Below are 21,173 nucleotides of genomic sequence, written 5' to 3' on the forward strand. Positions count from 1 at the left end.
GGCTTTCCCCATCCCCAGAGCAGATTAATTTTGAGAATTGACATTCTCAAAGTTGACGCTGCCCTCAGCCTATCGTTGCTGTCGTCATCCGTAGCGCTGCTGTCTTGACCCGTAACACGGCTTCGCCGTGAACGGCTCAAGCAAGCCGCCCAGCGGCAACGGCTGACGCGCGGCGGGAACGCGGTCCCACCTTGGCTTCAGGCGCGGGCGTCTGCTTTCGCAGCCGCCAGGGCAAAGTAACTTTTCAAAGTTACTTTGCCCGCCCCCCGGCCGCGCGGGTTCAAACCCGGACCAGACCGTGCCGGATGGCGATTTTGACGAGGTCGCCCACGGAACCGGCCTGCAGCTTGGTGAGCAGATTGTACTTATGGGTTTCCACCGTTTTGGGGCTGATGCAGAGATCCTGGGCAATGCTTTTGACGCTTTTGCCGTCGGCCAGGAGGCGGAAAATCTCTTTTTCGCGCGGGGAAAGCGCACTGAGATCTCCGCTGCCGCCGTGTTCCGCGGCATCGCGGCGGCGGCGCAGCAACTCGGCCAGACAGCCGCCGGGGTCCGGACAGGTCAGAAAGATTTCGCCCCGGCGCAGGCTCTCAATGGCTTTGAGCAGCACGCCCGGCGGTTCGGACTTGCGTACATGGCCCATGATGCCGAGGTCGATAAGCTCGGGCAGGAAGCGCTGGTCCTCATGGCCGGTGTAAATCAGAATACGCGCCTGCGGCTGCACCTGGAGCACGGCGCGGCTGGCGTCCACGCCGTTCATGCCCGGCATGCCCAGGTCCATGATCACGATCTGCGGCGCAAGGGAGGCTGCCAGAGCCACGGCCTCGCCGCCGCTCAGGGCCATGCCCGCCACACGCAGATGGGCGTGCGGGGCGAGCAGGCTGCGCACGCCTTCCATGAGCAGCTTGTGATCGTCCACCAGCAGAATGCGACAGATCTCACGGCCGGAGCTCTCGCCCATATCGCTTGCTTGCCTCCCCTCTTTCCGCCCGGAACAAGATCCTCATAGCCTGTTTTGGCTGTCTTGTCTGCCGTGGGGCGGGAGGTCCGCAGGGTAGGCGAATGGACAGGATAAACATCTTTTGTGTCCAGAGTGAATAAAAAATTTCTTCTACCTAAAAGAGGTCATAGCCTATAATGGTTGGGCCATCGCTTGTAAGCCGTTACAGCACGCTTCAAAATCGCGAGCTTCATTCAGAGCTAACAAACACTCATTACGATTTTGTTTGCTTCTCAATACGATGCATCGTTTATCGAATTTCCATAGATAATAATTTTCCTGTCCTCACAGGTAGTAACTTTAGTTATCATCTCAAATTATATATAAAATCAGTATCAAATATATGTCATGAGTAATATAAATTATTTTAATTCACTGTTATATCTGCATATTCTATATCTTACTTTTTGCTAAAAATCTTCATCACATGAATAGTGAATAGTAACTATATATGAAAAATGATTACTGCTGCCAATGTTTCCTGGTTCTCACTTATAAATCCGTCTCCATGTCATTGGTTTGCCGTTTTCTTCAATGCCTATGTAGGCTACATCGTTTAGATTTGTGACACCCGGTATATGCAGAGAGGCTTTGCCGTCGGTTGTAGTCGTCGTGGAAGCCGGCGCATAACGTGCGACAACGGCAGATATGGACGTTGTTTCTTTAAGCGGCAAGAAGTAACGCAAAACTGCTTGAATAGTGCTTGATACGGTTTGTCTGTGCGCTATGGCGGCAACATGCACTGTTCCGGATGGAAGATTATCCAGATACACCATGTTGCTGATAACAAGAGCACAAATGCCGGAAGTCCCTTCCACGTTCAGCAGAGCAGCTTTGTTCCAGGGAATCATCTGATATTTTTGGGAATCAGCATATGCGTTGATTTCAATAATATCATAGGTGGGGAAAAAATATTTGTCGGTTTGAGGGTAATCAAACGATTCTGCTGTAACTGTTCCCTGCTTCATTGCCTGATTTCTCTTTGCAATAGCAGGCTGTGCCTGAATGAAGACGTGTGCTTCCATCAGCACGCTGGATAGAAGGACGAGACAGAAAGCAGCATAGAGCAGCTTTTGGCAAACACCTTTCAGGTTTAAAGCCGCAATAAAAGCAAAACAACAACATGCCGTGTAAAAAAATGTGGCGGACATGGCTCTATAGGGAGTGGATGGACTGAAAATAAAGGCAGCAAGGCTGGCTTGTGCCATAAGAAAGAATACAAAGCCCGGCAAAAAAGTTGCAATCTTTAGCCTGTCTTGACGGTACAGCAACCAGATACAGACGAGAGCAACCAGTATGTAGGGCGACATTTCCAGCTGCTGTGAACTCCAGAAGATTAAAAATCTGTGAAAGGATTCAAATGAAAAGGCGGGGATTTTCTCCACGCCGCCAAGTTGTGCGAGGCGTACTGCGTTGCCAGGGGCTGCCATCATAACCAGCCAGCCGGACACGGCCCCGATGATTCCGGCAGCAGCCCAAGCTGGAACTGTTTTAAGAGTACGAAAGCGGTAGATAGTCGCACCCAGGGCTGCAAGGATTGCCAGCATGCCCACATTCTCGTTGCTGCAACCTGCCAATACGCCCGCGAGGGCAAAAACCGGGCCGCCTGCAAGGTGGTAATTCTTTTTGTCGATCCAAAAGCGGTATGGCACCAGAAATGCCGTGGCGAAAAACAGGCTGTAACCGTAATCAGCTGTCCCGGTGCGCCAGAAGTAGACTGTTCCGAATGCAGGCAAAGCGAACCAGATCAACCCGGCCAAGGTTATCAAATGCCATGCCCGTATTTTATCGCGCCATTGAGCCCCCAATGTCAGCAGCACCGCGCAAAGGACAAGGCCAAGAAATATAAGGGGAGTAAGAATGGGATGCAGCCAAGATGGGCCATGTAACAGCACTCTTGCCATGAAATGGCCGATGAACTTCCCGCTCCAAGCAAGGTGTTCTTGGACTTGAGCTTTGAAAATATCTGACAGGTTTGAACCGCCTGTTCCATATCCAAAATCATCGAATACCAATGGAGTCATGGCGCAAAAGAATGATATTGTGCAAAATATAAAAACAGATGTAATGAATATGCTGATTTTATTCATTGTAATGCCTAACGGCGGTATTTAGTTCTTGAAAGAGAGAGTTGGTATCCGATTAGGCATGGCTTTATCCCCCCCGAATTCGGTATTTTAGTACCGCTTTTGATTCGGTACGAAAGTATCGGATTTATGTCAAGGCATTGTGTACCCTGACAGGATGAAAAACTGTCCTAATCTCTTGGAAGCCTTGGCTATTACCGTTGAAGCAATACGGAAGGAACGCAAGCTGACAAAGCTGGCGGTAGCCAGCGATGCAGAGTTGCAAGACTGCTATGTGAGAGGAATAACAAAGGGGAGAAGGAACCCAACGATTACCGCTTTATACGCGATTTGCGAGGCGCTGAAGGTGTCACCGGTCGAGTTCTTCAGGAGAGTGGAAGAGGAAAGAGCGAATTTGGAGAAGTCTGGAAAGGAATAAATTCCGTAGCGGTCATAACAGGCTTGACAAAGGATAAAAAAGAGGCGGACGAAGCTTATCCACCGATAAGTATAACAGAGCCTAAAAAAATACTCTTGTGTCAACCTTCCTATAACATTGCGGTTAGTTTAGAAAATCGCCTTTCCCGCGCGCGGTGTTCTCGGCGCGTTTCTGATGTTCCTTATGCCGACGGCGCGGAATTTCAGAAAATGAACAGCGTCGCCAGACCAAGAAAAATAAAGAAGCCCGCGCCGTCGGTGATCGTCGTCAGGAAGATGCTGGAAGCCTGGGCCGGGTCGCGGCCCACGGCGCGGAAAATCAGCGGAATGGAGCCTCCGGCCACCGCGCCCAGAATCATATCGCAGAGCAGCGCGCCGCCCATGACCGCGCCCACCAGGTGGTTGCCCGTGAACCACCAGGCCCCCAGAAAGGCGGTGACGGCCATGAACAAACCGGTGACGATGCCGATCTTGCCCTCGCGCAGCACGGCCATCCAGGCTTTTTTCTGGTCAAAGCGGTCTGTCGCCAACTGGCGGATCATCACGGCCAGAGCCTGCTGGCCGGTATTGCCCGCCTGGTTGGCGACCATGGGCATGAGCACGGCCAGCACGGCCATCTGGGCGATGGTGCCTTCAAACATATAGACTACCGAGGCCGAAAGCGCGGAATTGAACAGATTGACCATCAGCCAGGGCAGGCGCTTGCGGACGCTTTCCGTCCAGGGCGTGTCCACGCTTTCCTCGGGGTCCGCGCCCACCATGCCGAGCATGTCGGCGCTGGCCTCCTCGTGCATGATGTCCATGATGTCGTCGTAGGTGACCACGCCCATGATATGCCCCTCGTAATCCACCACGGGCATGGCCAGAAAATTGTAGTGCGAAAGCAGGCTGGCGACTTCGCGTTTGTCCGTGTCGTAGGTCACGCTGATGACGCTCTGCCCGGCCGCGGCGTCGCCCACGATGGTGCCGGGGCGGGCCAGCATCAGGTCGCGCAGGGAAAGCACGCCCACCAGCACGTCCTTTTCGTCCACCACATAGCCGTAATAGGGGCTCTCCTTGTCGTCCTCCATCTCGCGCCGGATGTGGGCAATGGCCTCATCCACCGTAAGAGCCTTCTCCAGCAGGATCAGCTCGGTGTTCATGGCGCCGGCCGCGGAATCCGGGTCGAAATTGAGCAGATTGCGCAATTCCTCGGAATCTTCCTTGGTCAGCTTTTCCAGCAGGACGTCGCGGTGCTCCCCGTCCAGTTCTTCCAGCACGTCGGCGGCGTCGTCCGGCGCCATTTCGGCGATGATCTGGGCGGCCACGTCGGCGTCCAGATTTTCCAGCACGTCCACGGCCACGTTGCCGTCCAGTTCGGCCAGGGCCTCGGCGGCATCCTCGGTGGTCATGTGGCGCAGGGCGCAGACCTGCTTTTCCAGGCTCAGATTTTCCAGATGATCGGCCATGTCCGCCGGATGGACGAACTCGGCCTCGTCGCCCACCTCCCGGCAGATCTCGGGCATGCTGATGCCGTGCGCGTCGGCGCTCTCCGGCGTGTCCGCGCTTTCATCCACGACACGGGAGGGGCGGATTTCGTCGTTACGATCGTCAGCCATGAGCAAGCCCTTTGCAGGATACGGACCAATGAAACATGACGGCGCACCGCCGGATGAAGGCGACACAAGACTACCGCGCCTGTGCGACGCGGCCGTGCCGGACAGGGAACGGGTCCGGGACCGCGCGACGGCTTCGCGCGTATGTGAAAAAGCTCCCAATACGGCCCGCAACTTGACGCGCGCCACAGGGCATTCTATCTACTTCAAAGCCCCCGGACCGGCTGTGCGCCCGTTCGGCGCGCCACGGTTCCGCACGCCTTCATGCCGCGTGCCCGGTTCCGGCGCAGGCGCGGCGGACGCGCGCGGGCGCTTTTTCGTTTAGCACGCGCATGAAGTGGGGACAAGCGCAATGTTCACGCCCTGGGCCGCTTTTTTTTCTCCCGAAGGGGAACGGCTGCTGCAAGAATGCATTGATCTGGCCCTGGTTGAGGACGGACCGGAGCTGACGGCCCAGGGGCTCTTCCCGCCGGAAGCGCGGATGCACGCCGCCATCCGCGCCAAGGAGGACACTCTGGTGGTAGGCCTGCCCGTTATCGGCGCGGTGTTCAAAACCCTGGACGTTCCCTTCCGCTGGCAGGCTTCGGCAAGGGAAGGCTCGCGCGTGCCGTCCATGACCGAGGTGGCCCGCATCACGGCTCCGGCCGTAGCCATGCTCAAGGCGGAAAGGGTCATCCTCAATTTCATCACCCATCTTTCGGGCATCGCCAACCTCACAGCCCGCTACGTGCGCGAACTGGAAGGCACGGGCGTGCGCCTGCTGGATACGCGCAAAACCACGCCCGGCCTGCGCTGGCCCGAAAAATACGCGGTACAGGCGGGCGGCGGCGTGAATCACCGCAAAAATCTCGCGGAAATGCTCATGCTCAAGGACAATCACATCGACGCGGCCGGTTCCATCACCGCAGCCGTGGCCAAATTGCGCGCCCGCTACCGCCCCTGCCCGCCTGTGGAGGTGGAATGCCGAACTCTGGAGCACGTGCGCGAGGCCGTGGCGGCCCGGGCCGAGCGGATCATGATGGACAATATGGAAGCCCCGCGGCTGAGCCGGGCCCTGGCCCTGGTGCCGCCGGACATTGAAGCCGAAGTCAGCGGCGGCGTGCGCCTGGAGACCATCCGCGCCATCGCCCTGACCGGGCCGCGCCGCCCGGATTTCATTTCCGTGGGCCGCCTCACCCACTCGGCCGTGGCCGCGGATTTCAGCATGACCCTGATTCCGGCCTGAAACGGCACCGGACAGCAATGAGATTATCCCCAACCGCCGACGCCGGCACATATTCCCCTAATAACGGATCACACCATGAACGACATCACCGCCGCCGTGGCGGCGCTTAAGGAACAACTGGGCGACAGGCTCTGCATCATGGGCCATCATTATCAGAACGACGCGGTGGTGGCCCACTGCGACGTCACCGGCGACTCCCTGGAGTTGGCCCGCCGCGTGCCCGGCGTGGACGCGGAGCACATTGTCTTCTGTGGAGTCTTTTTCATGGGCGAATCGGCGGCCCTGCTCGCCAAGCCGGGCCAGGCCGTGCATCTGCCCGAACCCGGCGCGGACTGCATGATGTCCCTGATGACCCCGGCGGGTCTGGCCCGCCGCGTTCTGGAACAACTGACCGCCACGGGCCGCCGTGTCGTGCCCCTGGCCTACGTCAACACCACCTTGGGGCTCAAGGCCGTGGTGGGAGAGTACGGCGGCGCGGTCTGCACTTCGGCCAATGCGGAAACCATGCTGCGCTGGGCCCTGGACCAGGGCGACGGCGTGCTCTTTCTGCCGGACAAGCATCTGGGCCGCAACACGGCCCAAAAACTGGGTCTTGCGCCGGACCGGCAGCATATCCTGCGCCTCAACGGCCACGGCCTGATCAATCCCGAAAGTCAGCCCCTGGAGCGTCCCCTGCTGCTCTGGCCCGGCTGCTGCGCCATCCACGCCCAGCTCAAACCCGGACAGGCGGCCGCCGCGCGCGCGGCCCATCCGGGCTGCCGGGTGGTGGCCCACCCCGAATGCCGCCCGGAACTCATCGAGCGTTGCGACGCCGCCGGCTCCACTTCCTTTCTGATCAAGGAAGCCGCGCGTCTGGCTGAAGAAGCCCCCGGCTCCACCCTGATCATCGGCACGGAAAACAATCTGGTGGACCGGCTGGCCGCCCGCCACAAAGGGCGCTGCCATGTCCTTTCCCTGGGCCGGGCCATTTGTCCGGACATGGCCAAGGTGACGGAAGCGAAACTTTTGGCTACACTCACCGCCATTGCCCACGGAACGGCCGAGCCTCTCACCGTGGAGGCCGCGCTGTGCGGTCCCGCCCGCCGCTCCTTAACCCGCATGCTGGAGGTTTGCGGTCAATGAGGACAACGCTGTGACTCCCGCCCGCCGCCATGTGCCCATTCTGATCATCGGCTCGGGCGTGGCCGGCTGCACCGCCGCCCTGACCCTGGCCGACGCCGGTTGCGACGTGCTGCTGCTCAACGCCGGAGATGATCTGGCCGACGGCAATTCGGAGCTGGCCCAGGGGGGAATCATCTACCGCGCGGCGCCCCGGCCCGACGAACCCGCCGACGGCGATGACGCCCGCGCCCTGGAAAAAGACATCCTGGTGGCCGGGCACAACTACAATTACCGCAAGGCCGTGCGCTGGCTCTGCCGACAGGGCCCGCTCTGCGTGGACGAAGTGCTGATCAAACGCGCGGGCGTGCGCTTTGACCGCAATCCGGACGGCAGCTTCAATCTCACCCGCGAGGGCGGGCACTCGGCCCCGCGCATCCTGCACCGGGCCGACTACTCGGGCCGGGCGCTCATGGACGGGCTCACGGCCCAGGTGCTGGCCCATCCGCGCATCACCTGCCTGCACCGGCGCGCGGCCATCGACCTGCTGACCAGCCACCATCACGCCAAGAACTCGCAGTTCCGCTACGAAGTGGACAACCGCTGTCTGGGGGCCTATGTGCTCAACGAGGAAAGCGGCGAGCCGGAAACCATTCTGGCCGACTGGACGGTGCTGGCCACCGGCGGCGTGGGCCAGGTTTTTCTGCACTCCACCAATGCGCCGGGCTGCGTGGGCACAGGCGTGTCCATGGCCTTCCGCGCGGGCGTGGATCTGGCCAACCTGGAATTCATGCAGTTTCATCCCACGGCCTTGTATGAGGAGCGCAGCAACCGCCGCCCCCTGATCACCGAGGCCATGCGCGGCGAAGGCGCGCGTCTGCTGGACGAAAAAGGCCGGCCCTTCATGCTCCGCCACGACAAACGCGGCGATCTGGCCCCGCGCGACGTGGTGGCCCAGGCCATGATGGAGGAAATGCTGCACAGCGGCGCGCCCTGCCTTTTCCTGGACGTGAGCGGCGTCAAGCAGGACCTGCCCACCCGTTTCCCCACAGTGTTCGGGCAGTGCCGGGAGGCCGGGCTGGACATCCGCAAGGAGCCCATCCCGGTGGTGCCCGCCGCGCATTATTTCTGCGGCGGCGTGCTCACCGATACGCGGGGCCGCACCTCCATGCGCGGCCTGTACGCCATCGGCGAATGCGCCTGCACCGGCCTGCACGGGGCCAACCGCCTGGCCAGCACCTCTTTGCTGGAAGCCCTGGTCTGGGGCGTGAGCTGCGGGAAGGATCTGGCGCGCCGCGCCGCAAGCGGCGGCATGCCCACGGGCCTGGCCGCCGCCATCCCGGACTGGCAGCACGAGGGCGACGAACGTCACGACGATCCGGCCCTGGTGGCCCAGGACTGGGCCAACATCCGCAACACCATGTGGAACTACGTGGGCATTTCGCGCACCGACGCGCGCCTGCGCCGGGCCTTTGAGGATATGCGCGACCTTGTGCGCCATATCCATGATTTCTACAAACGCACCCGCATTTCCCGGCGCCTGGTGGATCTTTTCCACGGCTCGCAGACGGCCTACGTCATTACCCAGGCGGCCATGCGCAACCCTGTAAGTCTGGGCTGCCACCACCGGGTGGACTGAGCCGAAGGAAAAAACAAGCATGAAAAGTCTTATCCGCGTGATTCTCGTCCTGGCGGTGCTGGTTTTGGCCGGGTTCGCGGCCCTGAAGTTCTGGCTGGGCCCGAAGGTGGAGGAACAAGCCCGCCTGGAACTGGCCAACCTGCCGGAAGCCATGGCTTTTTCGGAGCTTCTCCGCTTTGATCCGCTGGAAGTAAAAAGCGTCGAATTCTCGCCCTTTTCCCGGCGTCTGATCCTGCGCGGCCTGGAATTGCGCGGCACAATGGACCTGCCCGTTTTTGAGGCGGGCGGCCAACAGCAGGCCCGGAGCGCGGCCCTGAACTATACGATGGAGGAAGCTTCCTATCGTTTGCCCTGGCGGGCGCTTCTGCTGTTCACGCCCCTGCGCGACATGATCCTGCCCGAAACAGGCATGATGGCCGTGGGCGAGGAGATGCGCATTTCCAACTTCGTCTATTCTCTCAACCAGGGCGCCGTCAGCGCGCGAAGCGTCGTGCGGGATCAGGAAGCAAGCGATATCCGCATGGAAAGCGGCCTGATCCGGGAACTGCTGGAGCAGCGGAAGCCCCGGGATATGCTGAACGCCCTCTATCGCATGGGCATCGGCGAAATGCGGGCTTCGGCCATGACTTCCGAGATAACGGTCCCCGAACAGGGCATCAAGATGGATTTCAGTTGCGACGCCATGCGCGTCCGCAACTGGGAAGGCCGCACCATAGAAGAAGCCGTTGCGGACGGCATCGTTCTCAAGGAAAAAGACCGGGAGCTTATGCGCCTGGGCAACATCACGGAAAAGCGGTTCACCCTGCCGGAAGAAGCGGCCATGCAGGAATTGCTGACCCTGCTTTCCCAGACGAAACCCGACGAAAATGCCTTGCAGGCTCTGCTGCTGCGCATCTTTACCACCGGTGAGCCCCTGCTGCGGGAAATCAGCTTCTCCGATCTGCATTTTCCCCTGGATGGTCAGGCCGTGGCCTTTAAAAAGCTAGTCCTGAACTGGCCGTCCAACACGCCTTTGCAGTACGGCCTCAGTGTGGATGCTCTTTCCCTGCCCACGCCCCTGCTGGAACGCGAAAGCGATCTTGCATTTCCCGGTCTGCCCGCTCTGGTTCTGGATGCAAAGCTGGGCTTTACGTCCGGGGACGACGGCGGACGTTACAAGGGTCTGCTCAGCGCCCAACATCTGGGTTCGCTGGGCTATGATTTCGTCATGTCCGCAGGCTCGCCATTGGCCGGTCCGCAGGCGCTGTTCCTCAGCTCGTACAAGGACGTCAACCTGAAATATACGGACCAGGGGCTCACGGCCTATCTGGTCAGAAACGTCATTCCCTCGGCCCAGGGGGCCACCCCGGCGCTCAAGGCGGCCATCGCCGAACTCTGCCCCGGCGATACGCCGGAAAATGCGACCGTCCGCGATGCCCTGCAAACCTTCGTCTCCCGGCCCGGCGTTCTGGAAGTGCAAAGCAGACCCGGCAAGACCTTCCGTATTCTCGAACTCCTCGCCAAACTGGGCGGCAAGGATCCCGGCGCTCTGCTCAGCATTACGGCTCAACCGGGCAAGGAAAGCCTGGAACAGCAGATCAGCGGACTGGACGAGGCCGCAGCCAAGGCAGAATAGCGCGACATGAAGAAAATCGTCCTTATCCTCGCTCCGCCGCTGCTCGCGGTACTGCTTCTTGTGTCGGCCGCGCAGTTATGGCTGCGACCGCAGGTGGAGAATCAGACGCGGCAAGCACTGGCCGCGCTGACCTCTTTTGACGGCAGTCCGGTTCAGTCCGGCGTCGAAGCCCTCGACTTTTCGCCCTTTACCCGCAAGCTGCTGCTGCGCGGTCTGGAACTGCGCATGGTTCAGCCGCAGGGCCCGGTCACCTATCAGGCCGCGGAAATTTCCCTGCGCCTGCCCCTGCGGGCCATGCTGGCCTGCACGCCTTTGCGCGGCGCGGCCCTGCCGGAAACGGGCATGGCGGCCGTGGCCGAAGACCTGCTCCTGCTCAATGTCAGCGCGCGCACGTCTCTGGGCAAGGTCGTCATGCAGCGGGAAGAAGTCGACACCCTCTATGCGGACAGCGCCCTGCTGCGGGAACTGGCCGAAGGCGCGAAGCTGCCCGATTCTCCGGGGCTCACCTACCGCATGGGCGCGGACAACATCCGTGCTTCCTTCATCAGCGTGGATGTCCCCACCGTGAATCAGCCGGTGTATATGAGCCTCAAGGAAGCCGGCCTGCGCAACTGGCGCGGCCGCCATATGGAGGAAGCGACCCTCACGGACCTGCGGCTGCGCATCGACGGGCAGGACGGCCTGATCCTGGACAGCCTGAACCAGAGCGGCATCGTACTGCCCGAGGAAGCTCTGTTGCGGCGTCTCTCGCGGTTGTTCGGCGCGCCTCCGGATCAGCGGAGCATGCAGGCCCTGTTTCAGGAAATGCTCGCTGCGGATGAACCCCTGTTCCGCGAATTGCGCCTTAACGGCCTGACCATGCCTTTGCCGAAGGACAGGGCCGAACTCAAGACAGGCAGTTTCGAGTGGCTCTCCAGCCGGCCTGCCCGCTACCGGATCAATCTTTCCGGCCTGTCCCTGCCCGCAGTTCTGCAAGGCTACGGCCTTGCCCTGCCTGGTCTGGACACCGTGCGACTGGACGCCGACATCTCGATTGAGGAGCAGGGCCAGGACAGCATTCTGGAAAAAGGCGTGGTCAAGGCCGCGAATCTGGGCGATCTGCGCTACAGTCTGCTGATTTCCGGCAATACCGAGGGCATGGGTCAGCAGCAGGCCCTGTTCAGCCAGACTTACGGCGATCTCAAACTGCGTTTTGAAGATCACGGGCTCATGGCCCGGCTGGCCCTCGCGCTGGTCCCGGACGGGCGGGCGGCCGCCGCCGTGTTCACCGCCGCCGTCAACAATTTTTGCGCCCCGACTACGCCGGAAAACAGGGCGCTCGCCGCAGCCCTGGAAACCTTTGCAAACCGGCCCGGCAGTCTTGACATCAGCAGCACGCCGGGCAGGCTCTACAGCCTGACGGAAGTGCTGGGCGCACTGGCGGCCCAAAACCCCGGCGCACTGTTCCATGCCGCGGCGCAGCCGGGCGCGGAAAGCCTGGAACGGCAGACGGCGCGCATCAACGCCGGGCAAAGTCCGCAACCTTAACCACATTGACGCATGCGTAAACTCTGGCTCAAAAAGAATGAGGACCGCCGCATCCGCGCCGGACACCTCTGGGTGTTCAGCAATGAAGTGGATACGCAGAAAAGCCCGCTCACGGATTTTGCGCCCGGCGAGGAGGCCACGCTCTGCGACGTGCGCGGCGCGCCTCTGGGCAGCGTCTGCCTGAACCCGGCCTCGCTGATCTGCGCGCGCCTGCACGCGCACCGGGCCGACGCGCCTCTGGACAAGACCCTGCTGCATGAGCGCCTGAGCCGGGCCCTGGCCCTGCGCCAACGGCTCTTTCCGGAGCCCTGGTACCGGCTCTGCCACGGCGAGGGAGACTTCCTGCCCGGCCTGGTCATCGACCGCTACGGCGGGCACTGCACCCTGCAGATCAGTACCGCAGGCATGGAGAGCCGCAAGGAGTTCATCGTCCAATGCCTGGACGAACTGCTCGCTCCCGCGTCCCTGCTTTTCGACAACGATCTTGCCGCGCGCGGCCTGGAAGGCCTTTCCCGCGAGGCCGAAAGCCGTGGCGACCTGCCTGAGCGTCTGGAAGTGCCGGAAAACGGCTGCCGCTTTTTCGCTCCCTGCGCCACAGGCCAGAAAACCGGCTGGTTTTACGATCAGCGCGCCAACCGGAGAGAGCTGGCGCGCTACGCGGACGGCGCGGACGTGCTGGACATTTTCTGCTATGCGGGCGGCTTCGGCGTAACGGCCGCCGCTGCCGGGGCCGCATCCGTGACATTTCTGGACGCCTCGCCCCAGGCGCTGGCTCTGGCCCGCGAAAACGCGACGGTCAATGCTCCGGTTCCGGCGGGCAAAGGCGCGGTGGAAACCATCTGCGGCGACGCTTTTCACCAGCTCAACGAGCTGTACGAGGAAGGCCGCCGCTTTTCCCTGATCAGCCTGGACCCGCCCGCCTTCATCAAACGCCGCAAAGACGCGGCCCAGGGCCTGGCGGCCTACCGCAAGATCAACGGTCTGGCCATGCGCCTGCTGACGCCGGGCGGCGTGCTGGCAAGCTCTTCCTGCTCGCACCATCTTGCCGCCGAGGCCCTGCGCGGCTGCGTGGCCCAGGCCGCGTCCCGGCGCAGGCTGCACGCCCGGCTGGTCTACGCGGGCGGCCAGGGGCCGGATCATCCGGTGCATGCCGCCATGCCCGAAACAGCCTATCTCAAATGCTTCATCGCCCAAGTGGGTTAGGGGTTGTTTCTAAATGAGGATTTTCATTCTCTGCCAAGGAAGGCGAGTCCTGGGCGGAGGGAGTATATTCAACATATTCGACCTTCGCACGGGGCGTGCCTGACACAGGCAGAGGGCGAAAGGACAATGTAGAAACAGCCCCTAAACCATCACGGAGTTTCCCATGCTCAATAAAGTACGCCTGCTCACTCCCGGTCCCACGCCCCTGCCGGAGCGCGTACGGCTGACCCTGGCCCGGGACATGATCCACCACCGCAAAAGCGAATTCAAAGCGGTCATGGGTCGGGTGCAGGAAAAGCTGCGCGTTCTTTTCGGCACCCAAGGCACGGTGCTGCCCCTTTCCTGCTCCGGCACGGGCGCCATGACCGCCGCCGTGTACGGCCTGTTCAACCCCGGTGAAAAGGTGCTGGTGGTGGAGGCGGGCAAATTCGGCCAGCGCTGGAAGGCCATCGCCGTTTCGCGCGGCCTGGAGGTCGTCACTCTGGAAGTGCCCTGGGGCCGGGCCGTACGCCCCGAGCAGGTGGAGGAGGCCCTGGCCGCCGACCCCGCCATTACAGGCGTGCTGATCCAGCTTTCCGAAACCTCCACCGGCGTGCTGCACCCGGTGCGGGAGGTGGCCCGGGTCACCCGTCAACGCGACGCGCTGCTGGTGGTGGACGGCATTTCCGCTGTGGGCCTTTCTCCCTGTCCCCTGGACGAATGGGGCCTGGACTGCCTGCTCACCGGTTCGCAGAAAGGCCTGATGCTGCCGCCGGGCCTGGCCCTGCTGGCCCTTTCGGAGCGGGCCTGGGAAAAAGCCGCAAACGTGACGTCCGGCTGTTTCTACTTCAACCTGCTCAAGGAGCGGGAGTATGTGGCAAAAGGCCAGACCCTGTTCACCTCGGCGGTGAATCTGATCGTGGGCCTGGATGAAAGCCTGGACATGCTGCTGGAAAACGGCCTGGAAGCCGTGTATGCCAAGCAGTGGGCACTGACCATGCTGACCCGCGCGGGCGTCACGGCCATGGGTCTGGACCTCTTCGCGCCGGAACATTTCGCCTGGGGCATCACCAGCGTGCTGCTGCCCGAGGGCGTGGACGGCACGGAAGTGCTGCGCCTGGCCCTGGAAAAACACGGCGTATGCATGGCCGGCGGGCAGGATCAGCTCAAGGGCCGGATCGTGCGCATCGGGCATATGGGCTGGGTGGACTGGGCCGACGTGCTGGCCGGGCTGTATGCTCTGGACCGGGGCCTGATGGAAGCGGGCGGCTTTTCCGGCGCGCGCGATTATCTGGAACAGGGCATGGCCGCCTACCGCGCGGCCCTGGAGGGCAAACCGGGCGAGCCCCTGCCCACGGTTCTGGTGCACAGTTAAAGCAGTTCAAGTGTTACATGCTCCAAGGCGGGCTGATGAACAATGCGCGGCGCGCCCTTGCCCGGACCGGAAAAAACCTTATGTATGGGAAATACGGGACCGGATGGCGGGTTACGGCCCCAATGCAAACATCAGCATGAGGTTGACATGAACCAGAACGATTGCGGCTGCCATGGCCCCAAGGACGGTCCTCTGCCCGAGGTGACCTTTTCCACTTTCATTCTTTCCCTGGCCTCTTCGGCCCTGGTGCAGCTGGGCGAAGTGCCCAATCCCGAAACAGGCCGGATGGAGCAGGATCTGGCGCTGGCCCGGCACAATATCGACGTGCTGGAAATGCTGCGCCAGAAAACCGAGCGCTGCCTTGAAGAGCAGGAACGCCGGTTGCTGGAAAGCATTCTGTACGAACTGCGCATGAAATTCGTGATCAAGTGCGGCCCGGACTGTGAAAAAAAGATGGCGGAAGCCTCTGCCCAAGAGCGGTGATGCATTGAAAATATCGGGCTGAAGCCGGGGCACAAACGCGGTTCGCCGCGCTTTGATTGTTGCGGCGCGGGCGGCGGCTGAAGACGGCAACAGGCGGATGGGCCCGGCGTCCGAGGGGTACGCCTGTCTGTTCATCGGCAAATACAACCGTTCCAGGATTCCCTGTAAAGGACACGCGGCATGAAGACAATCAATGTGGGGCTTGTGGGCATTACCGGCTATGCGGGCATGGAACTGGCGCGGCTGCTGGCCGGGCATCCCTCCATGCGCCTGGCCATGGCCTGTTCCAGGGCCGAGGCGGGCAAACGCCTGGGCGAATTTTATCCCTTCCTGGAACATATGCCGGGCGCGGACGTGATCATCAGCATTTTCGAGCCCAGGGAAGCGGCCCAGCATTGCGATCTGGTCTTCCTGGCCGTTCCCGCGGGCACGGCCATGGATATGGCCGCTCCCCTGCTGGAGGCCGGGGTCAAGGTGGTGGACCTCTCGGCGGACTTTCGCATCCATGACGCCGGAGTGTACGAGCGCTGGTACAAGAACGCGCACCACGGCAAAGATCTCCTGCGCTGGGCCGTTTACGGCCTGCCGGAACTCTACGCCGCGGACATCGCCCAGACCAATCTCACGGCCAATCCGGGCTGCTATCCCACCTCGGTGATTCTGGGCCTGTACGCGGCCCTCAAAAACGACCTCATCGAACCCGGGGACATTGTGGTGGATTCCAAGTCCGGAGCCACCGGCGCGGGCCGCAAGGCCGCCGTGCCCACCCTGTTCTGCGAAGTGTCGGACAACTTCCGCGCCTACGGCCTGCCCCGCCACCGTCACACCCCGGAAATCGAACAGGAAGTTTCCCTGCTGGCCGGGCAGGAAGTGCGCCTGTCCTTCAATACGCATCTGCTGCCCATGAACCGGGGCATCCTCTCCACCATCTATGCCAAGCTCAAGGATCCCGCCGCCAATCTGGACAGCGTGCATGAAGCCTTCTGCCGCACCTGGGAGCGCAGCCCCTGGGTCCGGGTGCTGCCCAAGGGCCGTCTGCCCGAAACCCGCTATGTGCGCGGCAGCATGTTCTGCGATCTCGGCCTGGTGGTGGACCCGCGCACCAACCGCCTGATCATCCTGGCGGCCATCGACAACCTCTGCCGCGGCGCTTCGGGCCAGGCGCTGGCCAACGCCAACCTGATGTGCGGCCTGCCCGTGGATACCGGCCTGGAACGTCTTGCGCCCCTGGCCTGACGCGCCTGGCTCACCCCATCAGCCATCAGATCGGGAACTGCCATGCAACTGAACACAGCCTTTCAGGATCCCCGACTCTGCCATAGCCTCCTGCAACGCCTGGAACGCGCCCTGGACGGGCGCTCCATGCGTTTCATGGAGGTCTGCGGCACGCATACGGTAGCCATTTTCCAGAGCGGTCTGCGCTCCCTGCTGCCCGCCTCGGTCACCCACCTTTCCGGGCCGGGCTGTCCGGTCTGCGTAACGCACGATGCGGAAGTGGCGGCCTTCCTGGACCTGGCCGGACGGGAGAGGGTCATTGTGGCCACCTTCGGCGATCTGCTGCGCGTGCCGGGGCCCGGCGGGCGCAGCCTCAAGCATGCCCAGGCCCAGGGCGCGCGCGTGGAAATCGTCTACTCGCCCCTGGACGCCCTGAGTCTGGCCGCGGCCAATCCCAACGACACAGTGGTTTTTCTGGGCATCGGCTTTGAGACCACCGCGCCCACGGTGGCGGCCACCCTGCTTACGGCCCGCCGGCGCAAGATCGAAAACTTCTGCGTGCTTTCCCTGCACAAACTGGTGCCCCCGGCCCTGCGCGCCCTGCTGGACGACGCCTCCTGCGCGGTGGAGGCTTTTCTGCTGCCCGGCCACGTCTCCACTATTCTGGGTCTGCAACCTTACGGCTTTCTGGCCTCGGAATATCATGTGCCGGGCGTGGTGGGCGGTTTTGAACCGGCGGACATCCTCCTGGCCCTCTGCCTCATGGCCGAACAACTGCGGGACAAGGCCCCGGCCGTGGTCAACGCCTATCCCCGCGCTGTGGAAGACACGGGCAATCCCAAGGCCCGCGCCCTGCTGGAGCAGTTTTTCCAGCCCGCCGACGCGCTCTGGCGCGGCCTGGGCCGCATCCCTCAAAGCGGCCTGGCCCTGCGGCCGGAATATGCCGACCTCGACGCCCTGGCCCGCCTGGGCCTGCGCCTGCCCGAGGTGGCGTCCCTGCCCGGCTGCCGCTGCGGCGACGTGCTCAAGGGACGCATCGCCCCCCCGGCCTGTCCGCTGTTCGGCAAAAAATGCACTCCGGCCACGCCCGTGGGACCCTGCATGGTTTCCACCGAAGGCAGTTGCGCGGCCTACTTCAAATATTCGGAGCATTGATTGATGGACGATTGTCTCTTGCTGGACGCGGGCAGCGGCGGCCGGGCCTCACAACGCCTGGTGGCGCAGTGCTTTCTGCGCCATTTCGCCAATCCCCTGCTGGAACGCCTGGATGACGCGGCCCTGCTGGATGGTCTGCGCGGCCCCCTGGCCATGAGCACGGATTCCTACACCGTGACGCCGCTCTTTTTTCCGGGCGGCAGCATCGGCAGCCTGGCCGTGCACGGCACGGTCAACGACGTGTCCATGCTCGGCGCGCGGCCCCGCTATCTGAGCTGCGCCTTCATTCTGGAGGAAGGCCTGCCCCTGGACACCCTGGAGCGGGTGGTCGCGGACATGGGCCGGGCGGCCCGCACCGCCGACGTGCAGATCGTCACCGGCGACACCAAGGTGGTGCCGCGCGGGGCCTGCGACAAAATCTTCATCAACACCACGGGCGTGGGCGAAATTTTCGCCGACCCGGCCCCTTCCGGGCACAGCGCCCGGCCCGGCGACGCGGTGCTGATCAGCGGCGCGCTGGGCGACCACGGCCTGACCGTCATGGGCAGCCGCGAGAATCTCTCCTTTCTCACGGATGTGGCCTCGGATTCCGCGCCCCTGAACCGGATGATCGCGGACGTCATTGCCGCCGCCGGTGAAGTGCATGTGCTGCGCGACCCCACGCGCGGCGGCCTGGCCACCACTCTGAACGAAATCGCTGAACAGTCCCGGGTCCGCATCAGCCTGGAAGAAGAGCGCATTCCGGTGCATGAGTCCGTTAAAAGCGGCTGCTCCTTCCTGGGCCTGGACCCGCTCTATCTGGCCAATGAGGGCAAGTGCATCTGCATTCTGCCCGAAGACAGGGCCGAGGCCGCTCTGTCGGCCATGCGCGCCTCTCCTTACGGAGCCGAAGCCGCGCGCATCGGCAGCGTGAGCGAGGGCAAGGCCGGGCAGGTGCTGCTGCGCACGCGCATCGGCGGCCAGCGGCTGTTGGGGATGCTGGAGGGAGCGCAGTTGCCGCGCATCTGCTAGGAGCTGAGTTAAGCGAAATTAACTCCGCCCGACGACAAAAAATCCAAAGCCGTTTTTTGTAAAGGCACAACACACTCATCTTACAAGAAAAACATATTTTTCTTGTTCGTGCTTTCCGTGGGCTTGCGGCGCAAGAACCCACGGAAAGCACGTAAGCATGCTTCCTCAAACCAGGCGCTCGCCGTCCTCTCCCAGAATCGCAAGTCCGTCGCGGCCCTCGCGCTTTACGTCATACAAAGCCATGTCGGCCTTCTGAAACAACTCCTCCAGGCCGCGCGTCGCCTCTCCGGCCACGGCCCCGCCGACACTCAGGCTGACCGGCAAGGCCCTGCCCCCGGAAGAAAAGCCCTTCATCTGTCGCCGCAGGCGGACAATCCGCCCGGCCGCTGCCCGCAACGAGCCGAACTCTTTTAGAAAAATCAAAAATTCATCGCCGCCCCAGCGGCAGAGGATGTCCTCTTTGCGAAAAGCGGTCCGCATGGCTTCGGCCATGAAAGCCAGCACCTCGTCGCCCACCGCGTGTCCATAATTGTCGTTAAAGCTCTTGAAAAAATCGATGTCCAGAATCAGAAGCAGGCCCTCCCTCCCGGGTTGGGAGGAGTGCAGATATTCGTCAATATCCTGTTCCGTGGCCACGCGGTTGCACAGGCCGGTTACGGGGTCACGACGACTCTGGAGAAAGAGCTCCTTGTTCTTGTACTCCATCTGCTTCAGACGCGTTATGTCCTGCGCGTAGGCGAAAAGATATTCTTTTTCCGGCTCAATGGAGTCATGGATCAGAGTCGTGGCGACGACGAAATTGTGGCGGCCGTCCTTGTAGATCACCGTACAGTTCATGGTGCAGAAGCCGTTGTTTTTGCGGATGTGCGGCACCAGATTGGCGAGGCTGAAGTAGCGCAGATAAGCCTCGCGCTCTTCCGGAGCCACGATATTCTCCGCGAACCAGTCGATCTGCTCCTTGAAGGTTCCCTTGGCGACCATATTGCCGGTGTCCGGGGTCACCATGCGGCATGCGCCGCTTTCCAGATCCGCGATGAGAAAATCCTCGCACAGATTCTGGGCCATGAAGCGGATGCCCTCGTCCTGCAACTCGATCTTCTTGCGCTCGTTCAGGCGCGCAACAACTTCTTCGGTATCGTCGTAATAGGCGATGATGACGCTGCGTTTTTCTTCGGAGGCATAGATGAAATTGGCCTTGAGCCAAGCGATTTCGCCGGAAAGTTTACGCCGCCGGTAGGTAAAGCTGGGCTTTTTGCGGCTCTCCAGCATGGCGGCGATGACAGGCAGGGACATCTTCTCCAGGTATTCTTCCCTGTCCTCGGGCAGCACGAAACGCTCGGCCACGCTGCGCACCTGGACGGCATGATCGCCCTGTTCCGGAATATGCGCGTAGGCGTCGCTGCCCACGTATTTCACATAGCGGCCGGTGGACAGGTCCACGACCATGACGAATTCATAATCGTGCTGCACTATCGTCCGCAGGATATCGACCATCGCACCTCCCCCGGTGGTCCGGCAGCCGCTTGGGAACGTGGCAGCAAAAACGCGGGCTCCGTCAGCGCGCGTCCTCCTCCCCGCCGGTTTTCGGCTTCCGGCTTACAATCAATGACATATAGGGCGGCGTACTGTCCACTGCGGCCACCCCGCGCCGGATATGCTCTTCGGGCTGCTCCACGTGGCTGGCGAGCAGGCAGTCCGCGTCACGGCCCGCGCTTTGCAAGGCTGCTCGGATGGCCGGGAAGTTGCGGTACGCCTTGAGGATCACCGCTGTGTCCGCATTGTTCAGTTCCGCGGCCAGATCGTCCCGCCCGTTGATGCCGGACAGAATGTGCAGCTTCTCGCCGCCTTCGCAGAGCACCGTGCCCGTGCGCGCGGCCGCGGCCTGGAAGGAGGTGATGCCGGGCACGATTTCCACCGGCAGATGGGGCGCGACTTTCCGCAGGGTACGCAGCAGATAGCCGAAGGTGCTGTACACCAGCGGATCGCCGATGGTCAGGAAGGCCGCGTTTTCCCCGCCTTCCAGCACGTCGCGGGTGGTTTCGGCGGCTTTGAGCCAGGCCGCGCGCAGAATTCCGGCGTCGCGGGTCATGGGAAATTCCAGACGCAGCAGACGCGCGTCCGCGCGCAGATGGGGCCGGGCCGTATCCAGGGCGGCTGAATAGTCGTTGCGCGGCGAGGCCGCCGCCAGGATCACGTCCACCGTGCGCAGGACATTCACGGCCCGCAGAGTCAGCAGATCCGGCGCGCCGGGGCCCACGCCCAGTCCGTAGAGAGTTCCGGTCATAGAGTTTTCCCTCTGTTCAGGGCTGTTTCGAAAAGGATGAGTTTTGTTCCCTGGCAGGAAAAAAGCCGGACGCGGGCCAGGGAGAGTACGTTTTTGGTACAGACCTGGGTCGCGTCCGGCTTTTGACGCAGCCCAGGGGGCAAAAGCCGCCTTTTGGAAACAGCCCCTAGGCTCAGCCCTTATTAAAACGCCGTCCGCGAAAAGCTGAATTTTTTCGGGCAGCAAGGCGCAAAGAAGAAATCGGGCGAAGCTGTATTGAACATAC

General features: G+C 61.9%; 17 protein-coding genes. 12 read left to right on the forward strand and 5 right to left on the reverse strand.

Annotated elements, in window-relative coordinates; genetic code table 11:
• Window positions 1–280: 280 nt before the first annotated feature.
• Together KH208_RS08560 and KH208_RS08565 are read right to left on the reverse strand one after the other, a co-directional pair.
• On the reverse strand, window positions 281–961 hold the full coding sequence (locus tag KH208_RS08560) for a response regulator transcription factor (protein ID WP_062252655.1): 681 nt from the start codon (window positions 959–961) through the stop codon (window positions 281–283).
• A gap of 527 nt (window positions 962–1,488) precedes the next feature.
• Window positions 1,489–3,090 (reverse strand): DUF6056 family protein, encoded by a 1,602-nt coding sequence (locus KH208_RS08565; RefSeq protein ID WP_291435505.1) that lies wholly within the window; start codon window positions 3,088–3,090, stop codon window positions 1,489–1,491.
• A 154-nt stretch (window positions 3,091–3,244) separates the two neighbouring features.
• Here KH208_RS08565 and KH208_RS08570 point away from each other — a divergent pair, with 154 nt between their 5' ends.
• The gene (locus tag KH208_RS08570; protein ID WP_062252659.1) at window positions 3,245–3,505 is read left to right on the forward strand and encodes a helix-turn-helix domain-containing protein; all 261 of its coding nucleotides are present in this window, start codon (window positions 3,245–3,247) and stop codon (window positions 3,503–3,505) included.
• 202 nt (window positions 3,506–3,707) lie between these two features.
• Here KH208_RS08570 and mgtE read toward each other — a convergent pair whose 3' ends face one another.
• On the reverse strand, window positions 3,708–5,102 hold the full coding sequence (gene mgtE / locus KH208_RS08575) for a magnesium transporter (RefSeq protein ID WP_291435506.1): 1,395 nt from the start codon (window positions 5,100–5,102) through the stop codon (window positions 3,708–3,710).
• A 349-nt stretch (window positions 5,103–5,451) separates the two neighbouring features.
• On the opposite strand from mgtE, the gene nadC reads away from it, so the two are divergent.
• The 11 genes from nadC to hypE all read left to right on the forward strand — a co-directional run bounded on the left by nadC (window position 5,452) and on the right by hypE (window position 18,624).
• Window positions 5,452–6,324: a carboxylating nicotinate-nucleotide diphosphorylase gene (gene nadC, locus KH208_RS08580; RefSeq protein WP_291435507.1), complete on the forward strand. Its 873-nt coding sequence runs from the start codon at window positions 5,452–5,454 to the stop codon at window positions 6,322–6,324.
• A gap of 75 nt (window positions 6,325–6,399) precedes the next feature.
• Window positions 6,400–7,446 carry a quinolinate synthase NadA gene (nadA, locus tag KH208_RS08585; RefSeq protein ID WP_291435508.1) on the forward strand — a complete coding sequence of 349 codons (1,047 nt, stop codon included), beginning with the start codon at window positions 6,400–6,402 and terminating at the stop codon, window positions 7,444–7,446.
• Between the two features lie 10 nt (window positions 7,447–7,456).
• Entirely contained in the window at window positions 7,457–9,061 is a 1,605-nt protein-coding gene (nadB, locus tag KH208_RS08590; RefSeq protein ID WP_291435509.1) for an L-aspartate oxidase, read from the forward strand.
• Window positions 9,062–9,080: 19 nt separating this feature from the next.
• A complete protein-coding gene (locus KH208_RS08595; RefSeq protein WP_291435510.1) occupies window positions 9,081–10,676 on the forward strand; it encodes a hypothetical protein in 1,596 nt (531 codons plus the stop codon).
• Between the two features lie 6 nt (window positions 10,677–10,682).
• A complete protein-coding gene (locus KH208_RS08600; RefSeq protein ID WP_291435511.1) occupies window positions 10,683–12,203 on the forward strand; it encodes a hypothetical protein in 1,521 nt (506 codons plus the stop codon).
• Between the two features lie 12 nt (window positions 12,204–12,215).
• Window positions 12,216–13,406, forward strand: coding sequence for a class I SAM-dependent rRNA methyltransferase (locus KH208_RS08605; protein WP_291435512.1), 1,191 nt, complete (start codon window positions 12,216–12,218; stop codon window positions 13,404–13,406).
• Between the two features lie 163 nt (window positions 13,407–13,569).
• Window positions 13,570–14,760 (forward strand): alanine--glyoxylate aminotransferase family protein, encoded by a 1,191-nt coding sequence (locus tag KH208_RS08610; RefSeq protein WP_291435513.1) that lies wholly within the window; start codon window positions 13,570–13,572, stop codon window positions 14,758–14,760.
• A 147-nt stretch (window positions 14,761–14,907) separates the two neighbouring features.
• Window positions 14,908–15,243 carry a DUF1844 domain-containing protein gene (locus KH208_RS08615; RefSeq protein ID WP_291435514.1) on the forward strand — a complete coding sequence of 112 codons (336 nt, stop codon included), beginning with the start codon at window positions 14,908–14,910 and terminating at the stop codon, window positions 15,241–15,243.
• 180 nt (window positions 15,244–15,423) lie between these two features.
• On the forward strand, window positions 15,424–16,479 hold the full coding sequence (gene argC, locus KH208_RS08620; protein ID WP_291435516.1) for an N-acetyl-gamma-glutamyl-phosphate reductase: 1,056 nt from the start codon (window positions 15,424–15,426) through the stop codon (window positions 16,477–16,479).
• Between the two features lie 42 nt (window positions 16,480–16,521).
• A complete protein-coding gene (gene hypD, locus KH208_RS08625; RefSeq protein ID WP_291435517.1) occupies window positions 16,522–17,613 on the forward strand; it encodes a hydrogenase formation protein HypD in 1,092 nt (363 codons plus the stop codon).
• 3 nt (window positions 17,614–17,616) lie between these two features.
• Window positions 17,617–18,624 (forward strand): hydrogenase expression/formation protein HypE, encoded by a 1,008-nt coding sequence (hypE, locus tag KH208_RS08630; RefSeq protein ID WP_291435518.1) that lies wholly within the window; start codon window positions 17,617–17,619, stop codon window positions 18,622–18,624.
• A gap of 165 nt (window positions 18,625–18,789) precedes the next feature.
• On the opposite strand, the gene KH208_RS08635 is transcribed toward hypE, so the two are convergent.
• Complete coding sequence (locus KH208_RS08635; protein WP_291435519.1) at window positions 18,790–20,118, reverse strand: GGDEF domain-containing protein; 1,329 nt, start codon at window positions 20,116–20,118, stop codon at window positions 18,790–18,792.
• A gap of 61 nt (window positions 20,119–20,179) precedes the next feature.
• Window positions 20,180–20,908, reverse strand: coding sequence for a precorrin-2 C(20)-methyltransferase (gene cobI / locus KH208_RS08640; RefSeq protein ID WP_291435520.1), 729 nt, complete (start codon window positions 20,906–20,908; stop codon window positions 20,180–20,182).
• Window positions 20,909–21,173 lie beyond the last annotated feature (265 nt).

The sequence above is a fragment of the Desulfovibrio sp. genome (assembly GCF_018379785.1).
Taxonomy (GTDB): domain Bacteria; phylum Desulfobacterota; class Desulfovibrionia; order Desulfovibrionales; family Desulfovibrionaceae; genus Desulfovibrio.

Excerpts from the sequence above, each read along its gene's own strand:
- KH208_RS08635 (WP_291435519.1), bottom strand. The coding sequence starts at position 20,118 with ATGGTCGATATCCTGCGGACGATAGTGCAGCACGATTATGAATTCGTC.
- KH208_RS08615 (WP_291435514.1), top strand. The coding sequence starts at position 14,908 with ATGAACCAGAACGATTGCGGCTGCCATGGCCCCAAGGACGGTCCTCTG.
- KH208_RS08610 (WP_291435513.1), top strand. The coding sequence starts at position 13,570 with ATGCTCAATAAAGTACGCCTGCTCACTCCCGGTCCCACGCCCCTGCCG.
- cobI (WP_291435520.1), bottom strand. The coding sequence starts at position 20,908 with ATGACCGGAACTCTCTACGGACTGGGCGTGGGCCCCGGCGCGCCGGAT.
- KH208_RS08570 (WP_062252659.1), top strand. The coding sequence starts at position 3,245 with ATGAAAAACTGTCCTAATCTCTTGGAAGCCTTGGCTATTACCGTTGAA.
- KH208_RS08565 (WP_291435505.1), bottom strand. The coding sequence starts at position 3,090 with ATGAATAAAATCAGCATATTCATTACATCTGTTTTTATATTTTGCACA.
- nadC (WP_291435507.1), top strand. The coding sequence starts at position 5,452 with ATGTTCACGCCCTGGGCCGCTTTTTTTTCTCCCGAAGGGGAACGGCTG.
- argC (WP_291435516.1), top strand. The coding sequence starts at position 15,424 with ATGAAGACAATCAATGTGGGGCTTGTGGGCATTACCGGCTATGCGGGC.
- nadA (WP_291435508.1), top strand. The coding sequence starts at position 6,400 with ATGAACGACATCACCGCCGCCGTGGCGGCGCTTAAGGAACAACTGGGC.
- KH208_RS08595 (WP_291435510.1), top strand. The coding sequence starts at position 9,081 with ATGAAAAGTCTTATCCGCGTGATTCTCGTCCTGGCGGTGCTGGTTTTG.
- hypE (WP_291435518.1), top strand. The coding sequence starts at position 17,617 with ATGGACGATTGTCTCTTGCTGGACGCGGGCAGCGGCGGCCGGGCCTCA.
- hypD (WP_291435517.1), top strand. The coding sequence starts at position 16,522 with ATGCAACTGAACACAGCCTTTCAGGATCCCCGACTCTGCCATAGCCTC.
- mgtE (WP_291435506.1), bottom strand. The coding sequence starts at position 5,102 with ATGGCTGACGATCGTAACGACGAAATCCGCCCCTCCCGTGTCGTGGAT.
- KH208_RS08605 (WP_291435512.1), top strand. The coding sequence starts at position 12,216 with ATGCGTAAACTCTGGCTCAAAAAGAATGAGGACCGCCGCATCCGCGCC.
- KH208_RS08560 (WP_062252655.1), bottom strand. The coding sequence starts at position 961 with ATGGGCGAGAGCTCCGGCCGTGAGATCTGTCGCATTCTGCTGGTGGAC.
- KH208_RS08600 (WP_291435511.1), top strand. The coding sequence starts at position 10,683 with ATGAAGAAAATCGTCCTTATCCTCGCTCCGCCGCTGCTCGCGGTACTG.